The organism is Bradyrhizobium sp. UFLA06-24, from assembly GCF_054967145.1.
The window spans coordinates 92395-112909 of the sequence record NZ_JADFUE010000010.1 but is presented as its reverse complement, the minus strand read 5'-3'; the positions used below and the strand labels follow the sequence as shown (position 1 = coordinate 112909).

General features: G+C 64.5%; 21 protein-coding genes. 7 read left to right on the top strand and 14 right to left on the bottom strand.

Annotation, left to right across the window (positions count from 1 at the left end; genetic code table 11):
* Positions 1 to 39 precede the first annotated feature (39 nt).
* The 6 genes from IF809_RS11445 to IF809_RS11420 all read right to left on the bottom strand — a co-directional run bounded on the left by IF809_RS11445 (position 40) and on the right by IF809_RS11420 (position 5974).
* Positions 40 to 630 (bottom strand): glutathione S-transferase family protein, encoded by a 591-nt coding sequence (locus IF809_RS11445; RefSeq protein ID WP_462837647.1) that lies wholly within the window; start codon positions 628 to 630, stop codon positions 40 to 42.
* A gap of 75 nt (positions 631 to 705) precedes the next feature.
* On the bottom strand, positions 706 to 1590 hold the full coding sequence (locus IF809_RS11440; protein WP_462837621.1) for an outer membrane protein: 885 nt from the start codon (positions 1588 to 1590) through the stop codon (positions 706 to 708).
* Between the two features lie 168 nt (positions 1591 to 1758).
* On the bottom strand, positions 1759 to 2610 hold the full coding sequence (locus IF809_RS11435; protein ID WP_244659347.1) for an outer membrane protein: 852 nt from the start codon (positions 2608 to 2610) through the stop codon (positions 1759 to 1761).
* Positions 2611 to 2838: 228 nt separating this feature from the next.
* A complete protein-coding gene (locus IF809_RS11430) occupies positions 2839 to 4086 on the bottom strand; it encodes an MFS transporter (protein WP_453980520.1) in 1248 nt (415 codons plus the stop codon).
* Between the two features lie 155 nt (positions 4087 to 4241).
* Positions 4242 to 5585, bottom strand: coding sequence for a phosphoglucosamine mutase (glmM, locus tag IF809_RS11425; protein WP_128968312.1), 1344 nt, complete (start codon positions 5583 to 5585; stop codon positions 4242 to 4244).
* A 221-nt stretch (positions 5586 to 5806) separates the two neighbouring features.
* Positions 5807 to 5974, bottom strand: coding sequence for a hypothetical protein (locus IF809_RS11420; RefSeq protein WP_164938880.1), 168 nt, complete (start codon positions 5972 to 5974; stop codon positions 5807 to 5809).
* Between the two features lie 106 nt (positions 5975 to 6080).
* Between IF809_RS11420 and IF809_RS11415 the strand changes: the two genes are divergently transcribed.
* Positions 6081 to 7223, top strand: coding sequence for an alpha-hydroxy acid oxidase (locus IF809_RS11415; protein ID WP_128968313.1), 1143 nt, complete (start codon positions 6081 to 6083; stop codon positions 7221 to 7223).
* Positions 7224 to 7233: 10 nt separating this feature from the next.
* Here the strand turns inward: IF809_RS11415 and IF809_RS11410 are convergent, their stop codons facing one another.
* The 7 genes from IF809_RS11410 to IF809_RS11380 all read right to left on the bottom strand — a co-directional run bounded on the left by IF809_RS11410 (position 7234) and on the right by IF809_RS11380 (position 15668).
* Positions 7234 to 7860: a hypothetical protein gene (locus tag IF809_RS11410; protein ID WP_453980522.1), complete on the bottom strand. Its 627-nt coding sequence runs from the start codon at positions 7858 to 7860 to the stop codon at positions 7234 to 7236.
* 56 nt (positions 7861 to 7916) lie between these two features.
* Complete coding sequence (locus IF809_RS11405) at positions 7917 to 8756, bottom strand: shikimate dehydrogenase (protein ID WP_453980524.1); 840 nt, start codon at positions 8754 to 8756, stop codon at positions 7917 to 7919.
* Between the two features lie 65 nt (positions 8757 to 8821).
* On the bottom strand, positions 8822 to 10564 hold the full coding sequence (locus IF809_RS11400; protein ID WP_462837620.1) for a SulP family inorganic anion transporter: 1743 nt from the start codon (positions 10562 to 10564) through the stop codon (positions 8822 to 8824).
* A 76-nt stretch (positions 10565 to 10640) separates the two neighbouring features.
* Positions 10641 to 10913, bottom strand: coding sequence for a helix-turn-helix domain-containing protein (locus tag IF809_RS11395; protein WP_453980527.1), 273 nt, complete (start codon positions 10911 to 10913; stop codon positions 10641 to 10643).
* Between the two features lie 301 nt (positions 10914 to 11214).
* The gene (locus IF809_RS11390; protein WP_462837619.1) at positions 11215 to 13263 is read right to left on the bottom strand and encodes an elongation factor G; all 2049 of its coding nucleotides are present in this window, start codon (positions 13261 to 13263) and stop codon (positions 11215 to 11217) included.
* A 342-nt stretch (positions 13264 to 13605) separates the two neighbouring features.
* On the bottom strand, positions 13606 to 14088 hold the full coding sequence (locus IF809_RS11385; protein ID WP_453980529.1) for a DUF992 domain-containing protein: 483 nt from the start codon (positions 14086 to 14088) through the stop codon (positions 13606 to 13608).
* 377 nt (positions 14089 to 14465) lie between these two features.
* Positions 14466 to 15668, bottom strand: coding sequence for a pyridoxal phosphate-dependent aminotransferase (locus IF809_RS11380; protein WP_128968320.1), 1203 nt, complete (start codon positions 15666 to 15668; stop codon positions 14466 to 14468).
* 537 nt (positions 15669 to 16205) lie between these two features.
* Between IF809_RS11380 and IF809_RS11375 the strand changes: the two genes are divergently transcribed.
* The 6 genes from IF809_RS11375 (at position 16206) to IF809_RS11350 (ending at position 20100) form a co-directional block, all read left to right on the top strand.
* Complete coding sequence (locus IF809_RS11375; RefSeq protein WP_453980530.1) at positions 16206 to 16856, top strand: glutathione S-transferase family protein; 651 nt, start codon at positions 16206 to 16208, stop codon at positions 16854 to 16856.
* Positions 16857 to 17009: 153 nt separating this feature from the next.
* On the top strand, positions 17010 to 17186 hold the full coding sequence (locus tag IF809_RS11370) for a hypothetical protein (protein ID WP_164938881.1): 177 nt from the start codon (positions 17010 to 17012) through the stop codon (positions 17184 to 17186).
* A 73-nt stretch (positions 17187 to 17259) separates the two neighbouring features.
* Positions 17260 to 17418: a hypothetical protein gene (locus IF809_RS11365; protein WP_453980531.1), complete on the top strand. Its 159-nt coding sequence runs from the start codon at positions 17260 to 17262 to the stop codon at positions 17416 to 17418.
* Between the two features lie 130 nt (positions 17419 to 17548).
* Complete coding sequence (locus tag IF809_RS11360; protein WP_462837618.1) at positions 17549 to 18361, top strand: PAS domain-containing protein; 813 nt, start codon at positions 17549 to 17551, stop codon at positions 18359 to 18361.
* A gap of 81 nt (positions 18362 to 18442) precedes the next feature.
* The gene (locus IF809_RS11355) at positions 18443 to 18898 is read left to right on the top strand and encodes an N-acetyltransferase family protein (protein WP_462837617.1); all 456 of its coding nucleotides are present in this window, start codon (positions 18443 to 18445) and stop codon (positions 18896 to 18898) included.
* Between the two features lie 260 nt (positions 18899 to 19158).
* Positions 19159 to 20100, top strand: coding sequence for an aldo/keto reductase (locus IF809_RS11350; protein ID WP_462837616.1), 942 nt, complete (start codon positions 19159 to 19161; stop codon positions 20098 to 20100).
* Positions 20101 to 20110: 10 nt separating this feature from the next.
* On the opposite strand, the gene IF809_RS11345 is transcribed toward IF809_RS11350, so the two are convergent.
* The gene (locus IF809_RS11345; RefSeq protein ID WP_128968325.1) at positions 20111 to 20434 is read right to left on the bottom strand and encodes an antibiotic biosynthesis monooxygenase family protein; all 324 of its coding nucleotides are present in this window, start codon (positions 20432 to 20434) and stop codon (positions 20111 to 20113) included.
* Positions 20435 to 20515: the final 81 nt, after the last annotated feature.

Genomic DNA, 20515 nt, shown 5'->3' with positions numbered 1-20515 from the left:
ACGCGAAGGGCTCGGCACGAACGGCTCGACGCGAAGGGCTCAGCGCGCCGGCGGCAGGCCGAGAAAGGCCTCGGCTTCGCCGATCCAGCGGCGAACGGCCGGATAGCGGCCGAGATCGAAGCTGCCTTCATGCGCAACGCGGGTATAGGCGAGCAGCGAGGCGTCGGCGAGCGAAACCGTCTCGCCAGTGAAGAAACGGCTCGACGCCAGATGCTGCTCCATACGATCGAGCGCCGCATAGCCGCGCTTGACCTTGTCGGGATCGAGTTCGGAGGCATCCTTGCCGAGATAGACCATCTGGAAACGGCATACCGCGATGTAGGGCTCGTGGCTGTACTGCTCCCAGAACAGCCACTCGTCCATCTTGGCGGCGGCAAAGGCGTCGTGCGGGATCAGCGCGCTGTCACGGGCGAGATAGCGGATGATGGCATTGGACTGCGCCAGCGTGCGGCCGTCGTCGAAAGCAATTGTCGGCACCTGGCCGGCGCCGTTCATCTTCAGAAATTGCGGCGTGCGCGTCTCGCCTTTGCGCGTGTCGATCTCGATCCAGCGATAGGGCAATGCGAGATGATCGCAGACCCACTTCACCTTCAGACAATTGCCCGAATTGCTGTCGCCGAAAACCTGCATCGCCGCCGCCCCCTTGCCGAGCGGCAGAGCATCAGGACGCGACGAAGCTGTCAACCGCGACGCAGCGAAGCCGCGTCAGAACTTGTAGCCCAGCCCGACGTGCGCACTGTTGAGTGTCACGGAGGTATTCATCACAGGCGAGAATCTCACGTATTCGTATTCCACGCGCGCGAACAGCCCCTCCCAGATACAGTATTCGAGGCCGAGACCCGCGGTCCAACCCACCGCGAACGCGTTGGTTCGGTGCTGGCTTTGGGTCTGCGACTGCGCCGGCACGGGGGTCGGTCCGTTCGTGGAGATCGTCGTGACGCCGCCGATCGTCGTCGTCGTCACCTGGGTCAACGTCACGTCGCTTGTCACGGTACGCGATACGTCCATGCGACCGACAGCAGCGCCAGCGAACGCATATGGCATGAAATCGCCGCCATCCCAGCCCACGCGGCCGCGAAGCGAGATCATGTCCTTGACCTGTGCCGCTGCGGTACCGGTCAACTTGACGTTCCAATGATCGGCCACGTTGTCGGGGTGAACGTCACCGGCAGGATTGATGATGTCGAGTTGGTTGGAGCCGCTGGTCTGCGTGTAGAGATTGTTGAAGTGACTGTAAGTACCCTCAAGACCGAGGATGGCGTCGTACCATTGCCAGTTGCGGCCGACGAAGGCACCGAAATTCGTGCTCTGCGTGTTGGTCTTGTTCATCAGCGACCAGCTTGCGGTCGGCTGCTGCAGCACGCTGTCACGAAAAATGAAGTTGGTCAGGCCGACGACGCTCTGGCTGAAGTCGGTCGCATCCGTCGTGTATCCGCCATGGACGCCGAAATAGGCGCCGTCCCAATTGTGGGCTGTCTTGGACAAACCGTCGGTGAAGCCGCCGCGCAGGACGGGCAGATCCGGCATGTCGGCCGCGTGTGCGGCGGACACAGATCCGAACACCACCGCCACCAACCAAAGCCTACGCATTGCAACGCTCCATCGAAACTCGAACTGTCGCGATGATCATGGCTCGTTAACCTTAACCAATGGTTGCGTCCGGCATTTTCGTCGCCGCTCGCCATGAAAAATATGCAAAGCAAAACGGCGCGGGATGATCCCGCGCCGTTAAGAGACGTTAAGCGATCAGGCTGCCGATCAGCCCTTGGTGACGAGCGGCGGCGGCGGCGCGTAAACCGGCGGGTTGTCGAGATTCCAGCGCACGCCGAGCTTCAGGTCGTGCGAGGTGATGTCCTTGAACTTGAAGACGTTGCCGGTGGTCCCACCGGTGTAGTCCGACAGAACGCCGGTCTGTCCCGGACCCAGGTCGACGTAGCTGTAGGCGAGTTCGAGGACGAGGTTCTGATTGACCTTGTAGGCAAGACCGGCGTGGGCCGCCCAGGCGAAATTCCACTTCGAGCCGGTGGGTGCGCTCGCGAAGCTCGTGTTTCCAACCGCCAGGTTGTTGATGCCCGTGTCGGTGAAGTTCGCGATCGAAACGCGCGCGCCGCCGACGCCCGCGCCGATGAACGGGGTGATGCACCACCAGGTCCCGAGGTCGACATACGCGTTGGCCAGGACCAGCCATTCGGATTTGCTGGCGCTGTAATTGTCGATGCCGCTGTAAGGCACGCCGCCTGCGGTCCCGGTGAAACGATCCGTTCCCTTGAAATTCGCATTGCCGCGGTATTGCCCGGTCACGTCGGCACGGAACCAGTTGTTGAAACGGTAGCCGGCGCCGACGCCATAGATGCCGCCAGTGTCGAACGACGTTTCCTGGTTGAACGAGGTGAGCTGCGAATAAGCCGACTCGCGGCCGTAGCGCAGTTCGCTCGTCTTCTGATTGCTGAAGCCGATATCGCCGCGCAGATACCAGCCGCCGAAGTCAGCCGGCGGAGCCGGCGGCGCGTACATGGGAGGGGGAGCGGCGATCGGCATATCGGCGGCGAACGCCATCGACGAGATCAGTGATGCCGCACCCGCGGCAAGGAGAGACTTAACGCTACGCATTGGCTTCGTCCTTATGGCCGGTGAGGCAAAATACGGGCGCCTCACGTTCTGGAAACTCACGAGCCGGACGATGGCAGCAAATGCTTAAGCGCCACTTAACCCTAATTTTTAAGGTTGATTTTTTCTCACTCCACACGCGGATGCGGCGCGAGCGTTGCAAAGATGCAGCAGCTCCGCGCCGCAATTCCTAACGATTGATGAAGCCGCAATGCAGCGAAACGGGATTTGTTAACGCGCGTGGCGGGGCAGCTTGGGCAGGAACACCGCCAGCAGCCCGATCGCGGGAAGGTAGGCGCAGACCTGATAGACGAACTCGATCGAGGTGTGGTCGGCAAGCTTGCCGAGCACCGCGGCACCAAGGCCGCCGATGCCGAACGCGACGCCGAAGAACACGCCGGAGATCATGCCGAAGCGATGCGGCACCAGCTCCTGCGCGAACACGATGATCGACGAGGTTGTCGAGGAAATGATCAGACCGATGATCACCGACAGCACGGCGCTGGCATAGAGTCCGGCAAAGGGCAGCGCCAGCGTGAACGGCAGCGCGCCGAGGATCGAGATCCAGATCACGATCTTGCGGCCGAAGCGATCCCCTAACGGCCCGCCGAAGAACGCGCCGACCGCATTCGCGGCGAGGAAGATGAAGAGATAGATCTGCGCGGTCTGCGTCGACACGCCGAAGCGGTCGATCAGGTAGAAGATGTAATAGCTCGACAGGCTCGAGACGTAGAGCTGCTTCGAGAACAACAGCGCCACCAGCACGAGCAGCGCGATGGCGACGCGGCGCGAGTTCGGCGCATCGGGGTGGGCCTCGACGGAGGCGGTCTTCTTCGCCTTGATCTGCGGCGCGTACCAGCGGCCGATGCGCCAGAGGATGCCGATCGCAAGACCCGCGATCGAGGAGAACCAGGCGATGCTGCCCTGCCCGAACGGCACGACGATGAGCGCGGCAAGCACCGGGCCCATCGAGGTGCCGAAACTGCCGCCGAGCTGGAACACCGATTGCGCAAAGCCGTAACGGCCTCCGGAGGCGAGCCGCGCGATGCGCGCCGATTCGGGGTGGAACACCGCCGAGCCGAGACCGACCAGCGCGGCGGCAATCAGGATGACGAGATATTGCTGCGCGATGCTGAGCAGCAACAGGCCGAAGAAGGTCGAGGCCATGCCGATCGCCAGCGAATAAGGCTGCGCCTTCTTGTCGGTGTAGTGCCCGACCAGCGGCTGGAGCAGCGAGGCCGTGAACTGGAAGGCCAGCGTGATCATGCCGATCTGCGCGAAGTCGAGCGCGTAGGTGTCCTTCAGGATCGGATACACCGAGGCGATCAGCGACTGCATGGTGTCGTTGAGGAAGTGCGAGAAGCTGATGCCCGCGAGCACGATGTAGGCCGGTCCCGCGATCGTCTTGGCGGGCGCGACATCGCTGACGACGACGGGCTCGGTCAGCGTTTCCTCTGAGACGACGACTGGCTTGTTCAATGCAGCAATCCCGGCGCGGCAGATTGCCGCGACCCCACAGCTACGATGGGAGCGGCCGCCAAACCAGCGTCAATCGCAAATGGCTGGGATGCGCGGGTCTTTCACCTCTCCCGAAGCGAGAGGTGAAGGACCGCGTCTGCGGAAGCAGTTTCGGCTTACGCCGCGGCCTGGCCCAGCGCCGAGACGATGGTGTCGACGACGTCCTCGACCAGGATACGGTCCTCGCCCTCGCCCATGACGCGGATCACGGGCTCGGTGCCGGACGAGCGGATCAGGAGGCGGCCGTGGCCGTTGAGGCGCTTCTCGCCGTCGGAGATCGCCGACTTGACGTCGGAATCGTCGAGCGGCTTGCCGCCCTTGTGGCGGACGTTCTTGAGAATTTGCGGCAGCGGATCGAAGCGATGGCAGACCTCGGAGACCGGGCGGCGCAGCTTCTGCACCACGGCGAGCACCTGCAGCGCGGCGACGAAGCCGTCCCCGGTGGTGGCGTAGTCGGACAGGATGATGTGCCCCGACTGCTCGCCGCCGAGATTGTAGCCGCCGTTCAGCATCTGCTCGAGCACGTAGCGATCACCGACCGGCGTGCGCACGAGATCGAGTCCCTGCCCCTTCAGGAAGCGCTCGAGCCCGAGATTGGACATCACGGTCGCAACGATGCCCGGACGCGACAGCCGACCATCGTCCTTCCAGCTCTGCGCGATCACCGCGAGCAGCTGGTCGCCGTCGACGACGTGACCGCGCTCGTCGACCAGGATGACGCGATCGGCATCGCCGTCCAGCGCAATGCCGATGTCGGCGCGCATCTCTCGTACCTTCTTCGACAGTGCTTCCGGCGAGGTCGAGCCGCAATCCTTGTTGATGTTGAAGCCGTCGGGCTCGACGCCGATCGGCACCACGTCGGCGCCCAATTCCCACAGCGCTTCCGGCACCACCTTGTAGGCGGCGCCGTTGGCGCAATCGATCACGACGCGAAGTCCGTCGAGCGAGAGATCGCGCGGCAGCGTGCGCTTGGCGAATTCGATGTAGCGGTCATGCACGCCGTCGATACGGCGAGCGCGGCCCAGGCTCGCGCTCTGTGCGAGCCGCTTCTCGATGGGCTCGTCGAGCAGCTGCTCGATCTGCTTCTCGACGTCGTCGGAGAGCTTGAAGCCCTGCGGGCCGAACAACTTGATGCCGTTGTCCTCGAACAGATTGTGCGAGGCCGAGATCATGACGCCGAGATCGGCGCGCATGGACTTGGTCAGCATCGCCACCGCCGGCGTCGGCATCGGGCCGACCAGCAGCACGTCCATGCCGACCGAGGTGAAGCCCGCGACCATGGCGTATTCGATCATGTAGCCTGACAGCCGCGTGTCCTTGCCGATCACGACCCGGTGGCGGTGCTCACCGCGCTGGAACGCAAGGCCCGCGGCCTGGCCGACCTTGAGCGCGAGCTCCGGCGTGATCAGTCCGTTGGCGCGGCCCCGGATCCCGTCCGTCCCGAAATATTTGCGGCTCATATCGTCCCCCAGGCAACAACCAGGGATCCCCAACACAACCTGCGGGTGCCCTGGCGGGCCCCGCATCCCCTGATTTGCTGAGGCTCTTATAAAGCCATTGCGGCTAAGTTGGCTTCAAAAAATATGATGAATCATTACGGAACCGAGCTGGAGGCCGGCACGGTAAGATATTGTTAATACTATGCTTCCGGCGCGAACCCGGGCAGCTGGGGGAACCGCTGCTAATCCGAGCGCTTCACATGGCTGTCGCCGCGGGTCGGTGCCGGCTGGGTGACGTTGACGGGATCCGAGCCCGGGAACGTCTCTTCCAGGCCCTCCTCCAGCGCGTCCTCGAGGGCCTGCTTCTCCTTGATCTCATCAGGCGAAGGTCCGGCGTGCGGCTTGGTCATGGCGTGCCTCCCGCAAACGATTTGGCTGCGCATCCAACCATGCTAGATGACCCTTCAATCTTCCGATGCAAGACTTCCGATCTGAGACGGGCCGGGGAAAACGTTCATGAAACACATCACCTGTATCGACGATCTTCGCGCGCTGCATAAACGCCGCGTGCCGAAGGCGTTCTTCGATTATTGCGACCGCGGCTCCTATGCCGAGGAAACGCTGCGCGCCAACCGCGAGGACATGCAGGCGATCAAGTTCCGCCAGCGCATCCTGGTGGACGTGTCGAAGCGCGACACCTCGACCACGATTCTCGGCGAACCATCGACGATGCCGCTGATCCTGGCCCCGGTCGGCCTGCTCGGCATGCAGCACGGCGACGGCGAAATTCACGCCTGCCGCGCGGCCCAGGCTGCCGGCATCCCGTTCACGCAGTCGACCATGTCGATCTGCTCGATCGAAGATATCGCCGCCGCCGTCGACAAGCCGTTCTGGTTCCAGCTCTACGTGATGAAGGACCGCGGCTTCATCAAGGACCTGATCCAGCGCGCCATCGCCGCCAAGTGCAGCGCGCTGGTGCTGACGGTCGATTTGCAGGTGATCGGCCAGCGCCATGCCGACATCAAGAACGGCATGACGGTGCCGCCGGAATGGTCGCTGTCGAAGCTGCTGGATTTCGCCAGCAAGCCCGCCTGGGTCTCCGGCGTGCTGCAAGGCAAGCGCCGCACCTTCGGCAACATCGCCGGCCACGTGAAGAACACCGAGGACCTCAACCGCCTCGCCGAATGGACCGCGTCGCAGTTCGACACCTCACTAAACTGGAAGGACGTCGAGTGGGTCCGCAGCATCTGGCCGGGCAAGCTCGTCATCAAGGGCATTCTGGATGTCGAGGACGCCGAAGAAGCGGCCAAGACCGGCGCGCAGGCGCTGGTCGTCTCCAACCATGGCGGCCGTCAGCTCGACGGCGCGCCGTCCTCGATCGAGGTGCTCCCTGAGATCGCCGACGCGGTCGGCGACCGGATGGAGATCATGTTCGACGGCGGCATCCGCTCCGGCCAGGACGTGATGCGCGCGCTCGCACTCGGGGCAAAATCCTGCATGATCGGGCGCGCTTACGCGTACGGACTCGGAGCCGGCGGCCAGGCCGGCGTCGCCAAGGCGATCGACATCATCCAGAAAGAGCTGCTGACGACCATGGGCCTGTGCGGCGTCAACCGGATCGACGAGATCGACGATCATATCATTGCGGAGGCGCCGTAACGACGGCGCCTCACATCGGCGGTGTCAGGCCGTCGCGGCCGACGCTGATGCGATTGGTCTCGAACGATCCGTCCGGCAGTTGCTTCATGAAGGCGATGACCTTGGCGCCGGCCTTCAATTCCGAGATGTCGCCGGGAACGAAGGTCACGACCGGTGTCATATCGGAGACGAACACCTTCTTCTCGCCGTCCTTGTACTTCACCAGCAGCGTATGGCCGTCATTGCCGACCACGCTCTCCGACACCGTCGCATTGGTCATGCTGGAATTGGGCTTGAGATCGTAGGGCCGCGAGCCTTCCCCAGTGCCGCGCATGCTCTCCGGAAACACGTGCACCTCGACGGCGTTGTTGCCGCCATCGGGCCCCGGCACGGTGGTGGCGCCGACGAAGGAGCCGACCTTGATGTCGGCCAGTGCGATCTTGGTGACACCGACGACGCGCGCGTCGGAGGCGATATGGAGCTTGACGTCCTCGCCGCTGCGCGACTTGACCTGCATGGTGTCACCATTGACGCTCTCGATCGTGCCGCGCACGCGCGTCGGCACCGGAGCTCTTTGCGCGAGGGCTGCAAAGGTGGAAGCAGCCACCATCGCAACAGCGATGAGCGGGCGCGTGAAATTGGCACGTTGGATCGTCATGGATGTCTCCGATTGTCCCCACGAGGGTAGAACGCCGGAGACCGCGCACTATTCTCTCAAGTCTTTGTGAGATCGGCTTCGACCAGCGCGCGCAGCTCGGCGGTCACCTCGGGCCGCTGCCCGAACCACAGCTCGAAGCCGCGCACCGCCTGATGCAACAGCATGCCGAGCCCGTCGGCGGTCTTCAGCCCGCGATCCCCGGCCGCCGCGAGCAGCGGCGTCACGAGAGGGACATAGACGAGGTCGGTAACGACGGCGCCTATCGGCAGCCGCGCCACGTCGACATCGAGCGCTCCCTGGCCGTGCATGCCGAGCGAGGTCGTGTTCACGAGAAGTTTTGCCCGCGGCAAAATCCCGTCGATCGCATCCCAAGGCAGCGGGTGCACGTTCGGCCCGAACTGCGCCGCCAGCGCCTCGGCCCGCGCCAAGGTGCGGTTGGCAAGATGGATGCGCTTGACGCCGCGATCGAGCAGGCCGAACACGACGGCGCGCGAGGCGCCGCCGGCTCCCAGCACCAGCGCCTCCTCGGCCTCGTCCCATCCAGGCGTGCTGGCATCGAGATTGCCGAGAAAGCCCTCGACATCGGTGTTGGTCGAGCGCAGCTCACCATCGGCGAACCACAGCGTGTTGGCAGCGCCGACCGCCTTGGCGCGCGTATCGGGCGTCGACAGCGCCAGCACGGCTTCCTTGTGCGGGATCGTGACATTGGCACCGACGAAGCCGCGCAGCGACAGCCGCAGCACGAAATCGCGCAGGTCCTCGGGCGGAACCGCCTCGATGACATAGCCGCCTTCAATGCCGAGCGTGCGCAGCCAGTAATGATGGATCAGCGGCGAGCGCGAATGCGCGGCCGGCCATCCGATCAAGCAGGCTGCGGGAGTTCTCGGCGCGCTCATCTGTCCCTCGGTGCGTTTCGAGGGCGATCCATTTCGCGTCCTGCCGCTCCTGTCAAGCAGGCCGGCTACAACGCGGATTCGGCTGCGCCCGGGCCTGCCTTGATGTCGGCGACCGCCCGCTCGATGGTCTGGCGATAGCGCGCGCGTCGCGGGCTCACGCCATGCGTCAGCAGCGCGCGGCGCACCGCCGGCGAGGCACCGGTGATGAACAGCCGGATGCCCTGGCGCTGGGCCTTGGCGGCGACGCGCCCCAGTACGTTCGCCGCAGTGGAATCCAGGAACGGCACGGCCGCGAAATCGACCACAAGCGCCTTGCGCTTGTCGTCGACGCCGTCCAGCACGCCGCCGATGACCGAGGCGGCACCAAAGAAGAACGCGCCGGTGATGCGATAGACCAGCACGTCGCGATCGACCGCAAGGGTGGAATCGTAAGGAACGCGCTCGCCATTGGCGTCGTCGGCACGATCGGCGACGACCAGGGGCGTGCGTTCCTCGATGCCCGTCATCTCCGCCATGCGGTGGATGAACAGCACCGCACCAAGCGCGAAGCCGACCAGGATGCCTTCAGTCAGGTCGCGGAAGATGGTGAGCAGGAAGGTCGCGAGCAGCACGACGGCATCGCCCCAGGACGAGCGCAGGAGCGTTGCGAATTCGTGCTTCTCGGCCATGGTCCAGGACACCACGACCAGCACGGCAGCGAGCGCGGCGAGCGGGATGTAGCTTGCGAGCGGTGCTGCCACCAGCATGAACAGCAGCAGGAAGACGGAGTGCAGCATGCCCGCCAGCGGCCCGCGGGCGCCGGCGCGGATGTTGGTCGCGGTGCGCGCGATCAGGCCGGTGACGCAGATGCCGCCGAACAGCGCCGAACCGAGATTGGCCGCGCCTTGCGCCACCAGCTCGCAATTGGAGCGGTGACGGCGTCCGGTCATGCCGTCGGCCACCACGGCCGACAGCAGCGATTCGATGGCCGCGAGCAGCGCAAAGGAGATCGCATCCGGCAGCACCGCCTTGGCCTTCTCGAACGAAAACGCCGGCAGCACCGGCGACGGCAATTCGCGCGGGATGCCGCCGAAGCGGCTGCCGACGGTCTCGATCGGCAGCGACAGCACGGCGGTGGCGACCGCCGCGAGCACGACTGCGATCAGGATGCCGGGCCAGGACGGCCGCCACATCCGTAGCACTGCGATGATCGCGATGCTGACCAGCGCGACCGCGACGGCGGAGGGATTGATGGTATCGAGGCCGCCGGCGAGCGCCAGGAGCTTCGGCACGAACTCGCTCGGCTCCTTCCCCGCCAGCGTGATGCCCGAGAGATCGCGAAGCTGGCTCGCAAAGATGATCACCGCGATGCCGGCGGTGAAGCCGACGGTCACCGGATAAGGAATGAACTTGATGTAGGTGCCGACACGCAGCAGGCCCGCGGCGATCAGCATCAGACCTGCCATCAGGGTGGCGAGAATGACGCCGTCGGCGCCGTGCCGCTCCGCCGTCACTGCGACCAGGACGATGAAGGCACCTGCGGGCCCGCCGATCTGGAAACGACTGCCGCCGAGCAGCGAGGCGATGAAGCCGCCGACCACCGCGGTGTAGAGGCCGCGATCCGGCGTCACGCCGGAAGCGATCGCGATCGCCATCGACAGCGGCAGCGCGACGATGGCAACCGTGAGGCCCGCGAAGACATCGGCGCGGAAATCCGCAAGGCCATAGCCCTCGCGCCAGACGGTGACGAGTTTTGGCAGATACAATTCGGCAAAGCTCGGCCGACGCAGCTGGTGCAGCCCGTTTGCTTGATCGCTCGTGATGCTCATTGTCCCACAATGCTCCGGCGCACCGTGCAGCGCGCGCGTGCGACGGTGCGTTAGTTCAGATTGTTATCGCCCGGGATCACGCTTCCACCCGACGCGGCGGCCCCGGCTCCTTCAGGCGGACACCGCGTCCGCCGCTGTCGCTGCGGACCTGTTCGCCGATCAGCTCGACGCCGGCCCGATCGAACGCCTCGACCACCCTCGTCAGGGTCTCGACCACGCCGCGCACATTGCCGGTCGAGGCCTCCATCCGCTGGATGGTCGGCAACGACACCCCGGCGAGCTCGGCCAGCGTTTTCTGGTCAATGCCAAGCAGCGCGCGGGCCGCCCGCATCTGGAACGACGTGATCACCTCGACCTCATATACGAAGAGTTATAAATGATATTCAACACATATACAATTATGCAAAATACATCATATGGAGATGAGCGCAAGAGGGCCTTGCTGCCTCCTCGGTCATTGCGAGCGCCGCGAAGCGATCCAGAATCCCTCTTCGGAAAGACTCTGGATTGCTTCGCTACGCTCACAATGACGCGTGGAGAGAGCGCGGGCCGCGTACAGCGCCGCAGTCGTAAATGTAGCCCACACCCTCCCCGTGAAGAAGGGGAGGGCATGACAGAGTGCGCGCCTTCTTTGCGGCCTTCCTAACCGATCACGCCGCGTGCTGATGCGCGGCGATGATCTGGTCGGCGGCACGGCCGGTGACTTCGGCCATGTGGTCGAACTGGCGCGTGAAGCTGCCGGCGCCGGCCGTGGCGGAACGGAGCTCGACGATCAGCTCGCCGATCTCGGCTTCCGGCATCATCGCCCGCACGCAGTCCCAGCCGCTCCAGCCGTCGCGGGTATCGAAGCCGAGAATCTGGCCGCGCCGCGCCGACAGGATCGCATTGATCTTGGCGGTCGCGTCGGTCGGACAGACGATCTCGACCATGTGGATCGGCTCCAGCAGCACCGACTGGCATTGCGGCAGGCCTTCGTTGAGTCCGATCCGCGCCGCCGTGCGGAAGGCGAGGTCCGAGGAGTCGACGCTGTGATAGGAGCCGTCGGTCAGCGTCACCTCCACGTCGGTGACGGGAAAGCCGAGCGGACCACGGGCGAGCCCGTCGACCACGCCCTCTTCCACCGCGCCGATATAGTTGCGCGGCACCGCGCCGCCGACGACCTTTTCGGCGAATCTGAAACCTTCGCCGCGCGGTAGCGGCCTGATGTCGAGCACGACATCGCCGAACTGGCCGTGACCGCCGGATTGCTTCTTGTGGCGGCCGCGCTGGACGATCGACTTGCGGATGGTCTCCTGGTAGCCGATCGCCGGCGGATGCGAGGTGATCTTGACGCCGAAGCGATCGCGCAGCCGCTCGCTGGCGACGCGCAGATGCATTTCGCCCTGCCCCCACAGCACGGTGTCGTGGGTCTGGGCGTTCTGCACGACGACCAGCGAGGGGTCCTCCTCATGCAGCCGCATCAATGCCTGGCCGAGCTTGACGTCGTCCTTGCGGTCGGTGGCCGCAACCGAAATGGCGAGCACCGGCGGCGTCGGCTCGATGCTAGCGAGTGCGGCGGGCGGGGTCTTGCCGCTGGAGACGGTGTCGCCGGTCTTGACCGGATCGAGCTTGGCAAGCGCGACGGTATCACCGGCTTCGGCCGAGGCACGCTTGCTGTCATAGGCACCGTTGACGGCAAGGATGCCGGAGATGCGGCTGGTTCCGCCGGAGGAGGATTGCAACGTGGCGCCGTCGTCGAGATGGCCGGCGAGCAGCCGGGTCAGCGACAGCTTTCCGCCGTGCTGCGAATGCAGCGTCTTGAAGACGAAACCGAGCGCATCCTTCGTGGAGGGCGCACCGAGACGTTTTGCGGTCTCGGCGATACCAGGCGCCTCGTGGCGCAGCGCCTTCATCAGACGCAGCACGCCGTTTTCGCGCGCGGCAGAGCCCAGCAGCACCGGGCAGATCAGCCCTTCGCGCAATTCGCGGGCGAGGTCGTCGAACACGGCGTCGCGCGGCGGCTGGATGTCCTCGAGCAATTGCTCCATCAGCGCATCGTCGTGATCGGCAAGCTTCTCGAGCATCGAGAAGCGAGCCTCCTTTTCACGATCGAGATCGCCGCCTTCGAGCCCGATCACTTCGGAGGCCTTGTGCTCGCGATAGACGAAGGCGCGCTCGAGCGCGAGATCGACGAAGCCCTCGATCAGTTCGCCCTTCCAGATCGGGATCTGGCGCAGCACCAGCGGCACACGCGAGGCGGGCTGGAGCATCGCGAGCGTCTCGCGGATGCGCTTGTTGGCGCGGTCGATCTTGTTGAGGAACAGGAAACGCGGAATCTTCAGCTCCTCCAGCTCGCGCAGGATGATCTGAAGCTGCGGCAGCTTCTTCTCGTCGGCCTCGCAGACCACGATCGCAGCGTCGACGGCGGGAAGCGCGGCGCGCATATCGTGGGCAAATTCGACGGAACCGGGACAATCGAGGAAGGTGTAGCTGTCGCCCATGAAGCTCGCGGTGGCGGCGGTGAGGCCAACGGTCATCTTGTGATGACGGGCCTCGGGCGTGGCGTCGCCGACGGAAGTTCCGGCATCGACACTGCCGGCGCGCGGAATTGCGCCCGTCCGCGCCAGGATCGCTTCGAGAAGTGTGGTTTTACCTGATTGGAAAGGGCCCACCAGCGCGATGCACCGTGGACCTCGGGGACTTCTGACGTCTTGTCCCATTTCGCCGCCTCCTTGGTTGGAGCTCGGCCCATGATTGGGTCGGCAAACGCAGATGCTCTGCCCGTCCCCGAGATTTGGCAAGCATCAAACGTCGCTGCGGTGCGTCGTCAATTAGATCAAGTCTTATAATGCCTGATACGATCAGGTCGCCATCCGCGAGCTGTTCCACCTCTCCCCGACGGGAAGAGGTGGATTGCCGAGGCGCGCAATTGCGCGCCTGAGCAATCCGGGTGAGGGTCCGTAGCATACGGTAAGACCTAAACCCCTCACCCGGATCGCATCTTTGATGCGATCCGACCTCTCCCTTCGGGAGAGGTGAAGCAACGCCTCCACTGGAGCGACTCAACGGCCGGGACGGAGTTCCAGGCTTTCGAGACCGGCGGCGACGTTGAGGCCGACCTGGCCCTGCACGCTGAGCGGCTGGAGCGCGATCGAATTGTTGGAGCCGCCGACCAGCACGTTGCCGCCGAGGCCGACGCCGACCGATGCGCTTCCTTGCGCGCCTGCATAGTTGCCCGAGAGATCGCCGGGGCCGAGCCGGTCGACCGGCGCGAACACGCCCCAAGCGAGCGTGGTTTCCTGGGTGATGCCGATATCGAGGCCCATTTTGCGAATCGTCGCGACGTAGCGGTCTTCCGGCAGGCCGTCGGCACGCAGCACGCAGCCGAGATTGGTTACCGACCCCACGATGAATCCGACGCTGGCGCCGCCGCGGCATTCGAGCACGCCGACCCGGACCATCCGCTGCTGTTGTGCGCCGCTGCTTGCAACGGAGGCCACGAGGCTGGCGGCGGCGAGCCCGGCAAGAATGAACGAACGGCGCATGAATGTCTCCGGCGATGAATGTGATGCGAGCAGGGAAGGACGCAGCTACCAAGTGGTCCGCGATGGTTTATGCCACAAGAGACGTGGTGGTGCCAGATCGGACGCGACTGCAATCGAACCCGCGGAGAGAGGCCCCTCACCCCACCTTCTCCCCGTAAGAACGGGGCGAGGGAGTGAGAGAGCGGCGCGTCCCTCACGATGCGGGCCTGCTCAACCTTCCCGCTCTTTGCGGGGAGAGGTTGAATTGCGAAGCAATCCGGGTGAGGGGCATGGCACGACATCGGCCCGAGCAATAGTCCATCCGACTCCACTATCGAAGCACGCACAAAAAGGCCCGCGCGAAGCGGGCCTTTTCGATTTGCACTGTCGCGATCAGCTCAGCGCAGATTGCCACAGAAGCGCTGGATGCGCTTGCAGGCGTCTTCGAGGTCCGAGGTCTTGGTCGCGTAGGAGATGCGGAATGCCGGGCCGAGGCCGAAGGCCGAACCCTGCACGACGGCAACGCCTTCGGTCTCGAGCAGCTCGGTGACGAACTGCTCGTCGTTGGAGATCACATTGCCCGAGGGCGCCTTCTTGCCGATCGTGCCGGCACAGGACGGATAGACGTAGAATGCGCCTTCGGGACGCGGACACTCGATGCCGTTGGCCTGGTTGAGCATGGAGACGACGAGATCGCGCCGCTCCTTGAACACCTTGTTGTTGGCCGGGATGAAGTCCTGCGGACCGTTCAGCGCCTCCACCGACGCCCATTGCGCAATCGAGCACGGGTTCGAGGTCGACTGCGACTGGATGGTCGACATCGCCTTGATCAGCTGCGCCGGGCCGCCCGCGTAGCCGATGCGCCAGCCGGTCATGCAATAAGCCTTCGACACGCCGTTCACGGTGAGCGTGCGGTCGTAGAGGCTCGGCTCGACCTGCGCGACCGTGGTGAACTGGAAGTCGTCGTAGACGAGATGCTCGTACATGTCGTCGGTCATCACCCAGACATGCGGGTGCTTGACGAGGACGTCGGTGAGCGCCTTCAGCTCGGCCTTGGTGTAGGCGGCGCCCGTCGGGTTCGACGGCGAGCACAGGATGACCCATTTGGTCTTCGGCGTGATCGCGCGCTCGAGCGCTTCGGGCTGCAGCTTGAAACCGTGAGCTGCGGTGCAGACCACCGACACCGGCTCACCACCGGCCAGCGCCACCATTTCAGGATAGCTGACCCAGTACGGCGCGGGAATGATCACCTCGTCGCCCGGATTGATGGTCGCCATGAGTGCGTTGTAGAGCACCTGCTTGCCGCCGGTACCGACGATGATCTGGTTCGGCTTGTAGACGACGCCGTTCTCGCGCTGAAACTTCGCGATGATGGCGTCCTTCAACTCGGGGATGCCGTCGACCGCGGTGTACTTGGTCTTGCCGGCCTCGATGGCGCGGATCGCCGCCAGCTTGATATTGGCGGGCGTGTCGAAGTCGGGCTCGCCGGCGCCGAGGCCGATGACGTTGCGGCCTGCCGCTTTCAGCGCGCGTGCTTTGTCCGTGACCGCGATGGTCGCGGACGGCTTCACACGGTCGAGCGCAGCGGCAAGGAAGGACATCGTCATCTCCTGACAAGCGTCGTGAACCCTTTGGCCACGACTCTGATTGTGGGAATGGAGCCACCCTAAAACGTGTGCCGCTGCACCGCAAGAAACTTCGGCCCGGTCTCGCAAAAGTTTGCGGATTTAGTGCAGCTCGAGGTTCGATTTCCCGCAATTTTCCGCAACTTTGCCCCGCAATCCGCTCATATCCGGCAAGGCTTGTCCTCGGAGCAATTTGAGGCCGCTCAAACGCCGCAGAACCGGACGGCCGGCTGAGGTGTGGCCCGCCACCGCGCATCAGCCCGTGGCGAGATCACCCAGTGGCCGCTTCGCACATGATCGCGACGCGATGCGTCGTGCGTGCTGACGCAAGCGTGATCTGATTTGCAGCCTCGCCGCGAGCATGATCTTCCCCGGCGCTGCAGTGCAGTAGGGTTTTCGAGTTTTTCTATTGGCCAGACCTTGCGGCGGATTCGCATCGGCATCATTGTTTAGCCGCGGTCCGGGGCAACAAGCATCGCACCTTCCCAATCCTTTCGGAATCGAACTCCCAGAATGTACAAGCTCTATTCGATGCAACGCTCGGGCAACAGCTACAAGGTCCGCCTTGCGCTGGCGCTGTTGAACCAGCCTTACGAAGCGGTCGAGGTGGACATTCTGCGCGGCGAGAGCCGCACGCCCGATTTCCTGACCAAGAACCCGTCGGGCCAGGTGCCGCTGCTCGAGGTCGGCGACAACCGCTATCTCGCCGAGTCCAACGCCATCCTCTGGTATGTCGCCGTCGGCACGCCGCTCGCGCCGGAGAACCGCATCGATCGCGCCGAGGCCCTGCAATGGATGTTCTTCGAGCAGCACGCGCTCGAGCCCAACATCGGCGCCGCCTATTTCTGGCTGTCGCTGGTCAAAGGCGGCCGCGACCTGCAGACCCACGCGCTCGAGGATTGGATGGAGCGCGGCTATGGCGCGCTCCAGGTGATGGAGAACCACCTCAAGACCAATGCCTACTTCGCCGCCCGCCAGCTCACGGTGGCCGACATCGCTCTGTATGGCTACACCCACCTGGCCGATCGCTGCGATTTCGACCTCGAACCTTTCCCGGCGATCCGGGACTGGCTGAAACGCGTCGAGGCCGCGCCCGGCTTCGTGGCGATGGACTGGCGCCCCGCCGATATCGAGGATCCCGCCAGCATCGCCGCTGGGGCCTGAAACCGGTGCAGCGTTAAGAAATAGCGGGCATAGCGTTAACCTTTGCCGCAATCCCGCCATTTTCAGCTGATCGCCGCCGCAATATTGCCGGTTGGGATTGTGAAGTTGTTCGACGTCGCGGGTGATTCGCTCGCACGTTGAAGGATTTAGACCATGACTCGGGCGTCCGGCACGGTCGGCTTTCAGGGCCAAACCGATACCGTCTCGTCTTCCCGGCTAACCAACGCGGTCGCGACCTCGCTCGCCGTCGCGGCGCTCTCGCTATGCCTGATCGTCACCCTCACGGTGCTGTCGACCAAGGCGACGATGGCGATGGGCCTGCCGATCTGATCCCCGTTTCATCCCTGACAGCCTTCAAGGTGCCGCGCGGTCCCGCGCCTGACAGCATCGCGACGGGACATCGATGAAATCGCCTGTGGTCATCGTTGCAATCACCCTGACTGCGGCCATCCTGGTCGCGGCATCGCTGTTGATTTTCGTCGGCACCCGCAAGGGACCGGGAACGTCGACGCTGAATGCGCCCGCACCCCAACAGCGCATGATGCTTACGCATTTGGTCTAAAATCATCCGAAAGCTTTCAGCGCGCAGGCAAGCGCCGCTTAATCGCGCCGCACGAAACCGCATTGCACTTGTGCAACTATGGGTCAGTCTGGCGGCCTTATCTCGTTCAGGAAGGAACGAGGCCAGGCCCATGCGGTTCGGATGGCGTGCCATCTCCGGTCCCGTACTGACGGCAGCGATCGCATTGCTGGCGATCCTGCTCGACCGTCACGCTCCCGCGCTCTCGCTGGCGCCGCTGTTCGTCTGCGCCGTGGCGCTGGCCGGCTCGATCTCTGGCTTTGCATCCGCACTTGGCAGCACGGCCATCGCCATGATCGGCGCGACGCAGCTCACGCTCGGTCATCGCACCGCGCCCGGCATTGCGGGGGCCGATCTCGCACAGCTCGGCCTGCTCGCGCTGACGACCGTCGGCGCCGCCGCCATCACGGGCCTGATGCGCGAGCGTCTGCTCCACGCTTTCGCAGCCGAGCGGCGCAATCACGCCACGGCCGCCCGCCTGTCCCTCGCGCTCGACCAGGTCGACATCGGCATCGTGCTGCTCGACGCCGAGACCCGCGCCGAATTCATCAACCGCGCCTTCCGCGACTATTTCGCGCTGCCGGACGAAGTGGCCGACAGCAAACCGCCCTTCGTCGCGCTGATGTATCATGGACGCGACACCGGCGCGTTCGAGCTGCCGGAGGACGAACTCGGTGTCTTCATCGCGCAACGCATGGAGATGGTGCGGACCGGCGATGCGACGCCGATCAACATCGCCATGCGTGACGGCGAGGTGTTGCGGTTCGTCTGCACCGCGCTGCCCGACGGCGGCCGCATGCTGAGCTATACGCCGGTGACCGACCTCGTGCGCCACACCGATGCGCCTGAACGCGCCGACCATTATCGCTCGCTGCGCGATTCCGCCGGGCGGAAGCTGATCCGGTATTTGCGCGTCGCGGAGTGATGCGCGACGGTGCGATTGATCCACACCGCACTCATCCCGTATGAAGGACGCTTCATCGTCTCTTCGAACGCGGATTCCCAGATGTCGCTCACCGTTCGCTCCGTCATACGACAGGACTACGATCAATGGCTGACGCTGTGGGACGGCTACAACGCCTTCTACGGCCGCTCCGGTCCGACCGCGCTGGCGCCCGAGATCACCAAGGTGACGTGGCAGCGCTTCTTCGATGCCTATGAGCCGGTGCACGCGCTGGTGGCCGAAAGCGGCGGCAAGCTGCTCGGCCTCACGCATTACCTGTTCCATCGCAGCACCACGGCGATCGAGCCGTCGTGCTATCTGCAGGACCTGTTCACGAACGAGGCCGCGCGGGGCAAGGGGGTCGGCTCGGCGCTGATCCACGGCGTGTACGAGCGCGCCAGGCTCGCAGGCGCGCCGCGGGTCTATTGGCAGACGCACGAGACCAACACCGTTGCGCAGAGCCTGTACGACAAGGTCGCGGAGCGCTCCGGCTTCATCGTCTATCGCAAGATCTTCTAATTCCTCGAGCCAGAGCCCTGTGGATAAGTCCTGATGTCACCGGCGCGTTACACACCTGGACTATGTTGCAGGTGCGTCTGATCAGGCCCCCCGTCACCGATCAAGCGCCCCAAGCGGTCCCCGTCAGTCGCCGCGTCTGACAGGGGCCGCATTTTTTTGTTCGTCTCACCTATCCGCATGGCAGCAGCGCGGCCAGAAGCTTGCCGGTGCAATGCAGCGCCGTCACAATGGACGCTGCTTTGTTGTGACGGGATCTCCCAATGGAAATTCGTAATCTCGGCGGCTCCGGCCTGCGCGTGTCCGCGGTCGGGCTCGGCTGCAACAATTTCGGCCAGCGCATCGACCTCGAGGCCTCGCGCAAGGTGATCCACCGCGCGCTCGATCTCGGCATCACGCTGTTCGACACCGCCGACATCTATTCGAACAAAGGCGGCTCGGAAGATGTGCTCGGCGCCGTGCTGGGCGGCCGCCGCAAGGACATCGTGCTGGCGACGAAATACGCCAAGCCGATGGCCGAAGACGGCACCAAGCAAGGCGCCTCGCGCCGCTACATCATGGAGGCGGTGGAAGCGAGCCTGAAGCGGCTGAAGACCGATTACATCGATCTCTACCAGCAGCACGATTACGACCCGCTGACGCCGATCGAGGAGAGCCTGCGCGCGCTGGACGATCTCGTCCGCCAGGGCAAGGTGCGCTACATCGGCAACTCGAATTTTCCGGCCTGGCGCATCGCGGAAGCGGAATACGTCGCACGCGCGATGAATGTCTCCAGGTTCGTGTCCTGCCAGGACGAATACTCCCTGGTCGTACGCGACATCGAGAAGGACCTGCTGCCCGCGGCAACGGAGTACAAGCTCGGCTTGCTGCCGTTCTTCCCGCTCGCCAGCGGCCTTTTGACCGGCAAGTACAAGAGGGGCGAGGCCGCGCCCGACAACACCCGCTTCGGCCAGACGCCGCGGCTGCGCGACCGCTACGTGACGCCGCGCAACGAGGACATCGTCGAGAAGCTGCAGGCCTTCGCAAAGGCACGCGGCCATTCGATGCTGGAGCTCGCCTTCTCCTGGCTCGCCGCGCGGCCGCAGGTGTCGAGCGTGATCGCGGGCGCCACCCGCGTCGAGCAGGTCGAGCAGAACGTCAAGGCGATCGCCTGGCAGCTTACGGCCGAGGATCTCGTCGAGATCGACAAGATCACGCTGGAATGATCCTGGCGCGCTATTTGGCGCCGCGCCCCACCGTCTGCACCACCTCGAAGCCTTCGAACTGGGGATGGCCGAGATAGAGCGGCTTGTTGTCGCCGGCCTTGTGATGCGCCGCGCGAAACGCCTCCGACTTGGTCCAGGCTTCGAAGGCGGCGTGATTGGCCCACACCGTGTGCGAGGCAAACAGCGTATGGTCCTCGAGCTCGGGCCCGCGCAGCAGATGGAATTCGACGAAGCCCGGCACCTTGTCCAGATGGGTGTCGCGCGAAAGCCAGACCTGCTCGAAGGCCGCTTCCGATCCCTTGGCGACACGGAAGCGGTTCATGGCGATGTACATGGGTGATGGTCTCCTGATGCTCGCCGCATCATGTCGTCATTCCGGGATGCGCCGCAAGGCGCCGGCCCCGAATGACGGCGT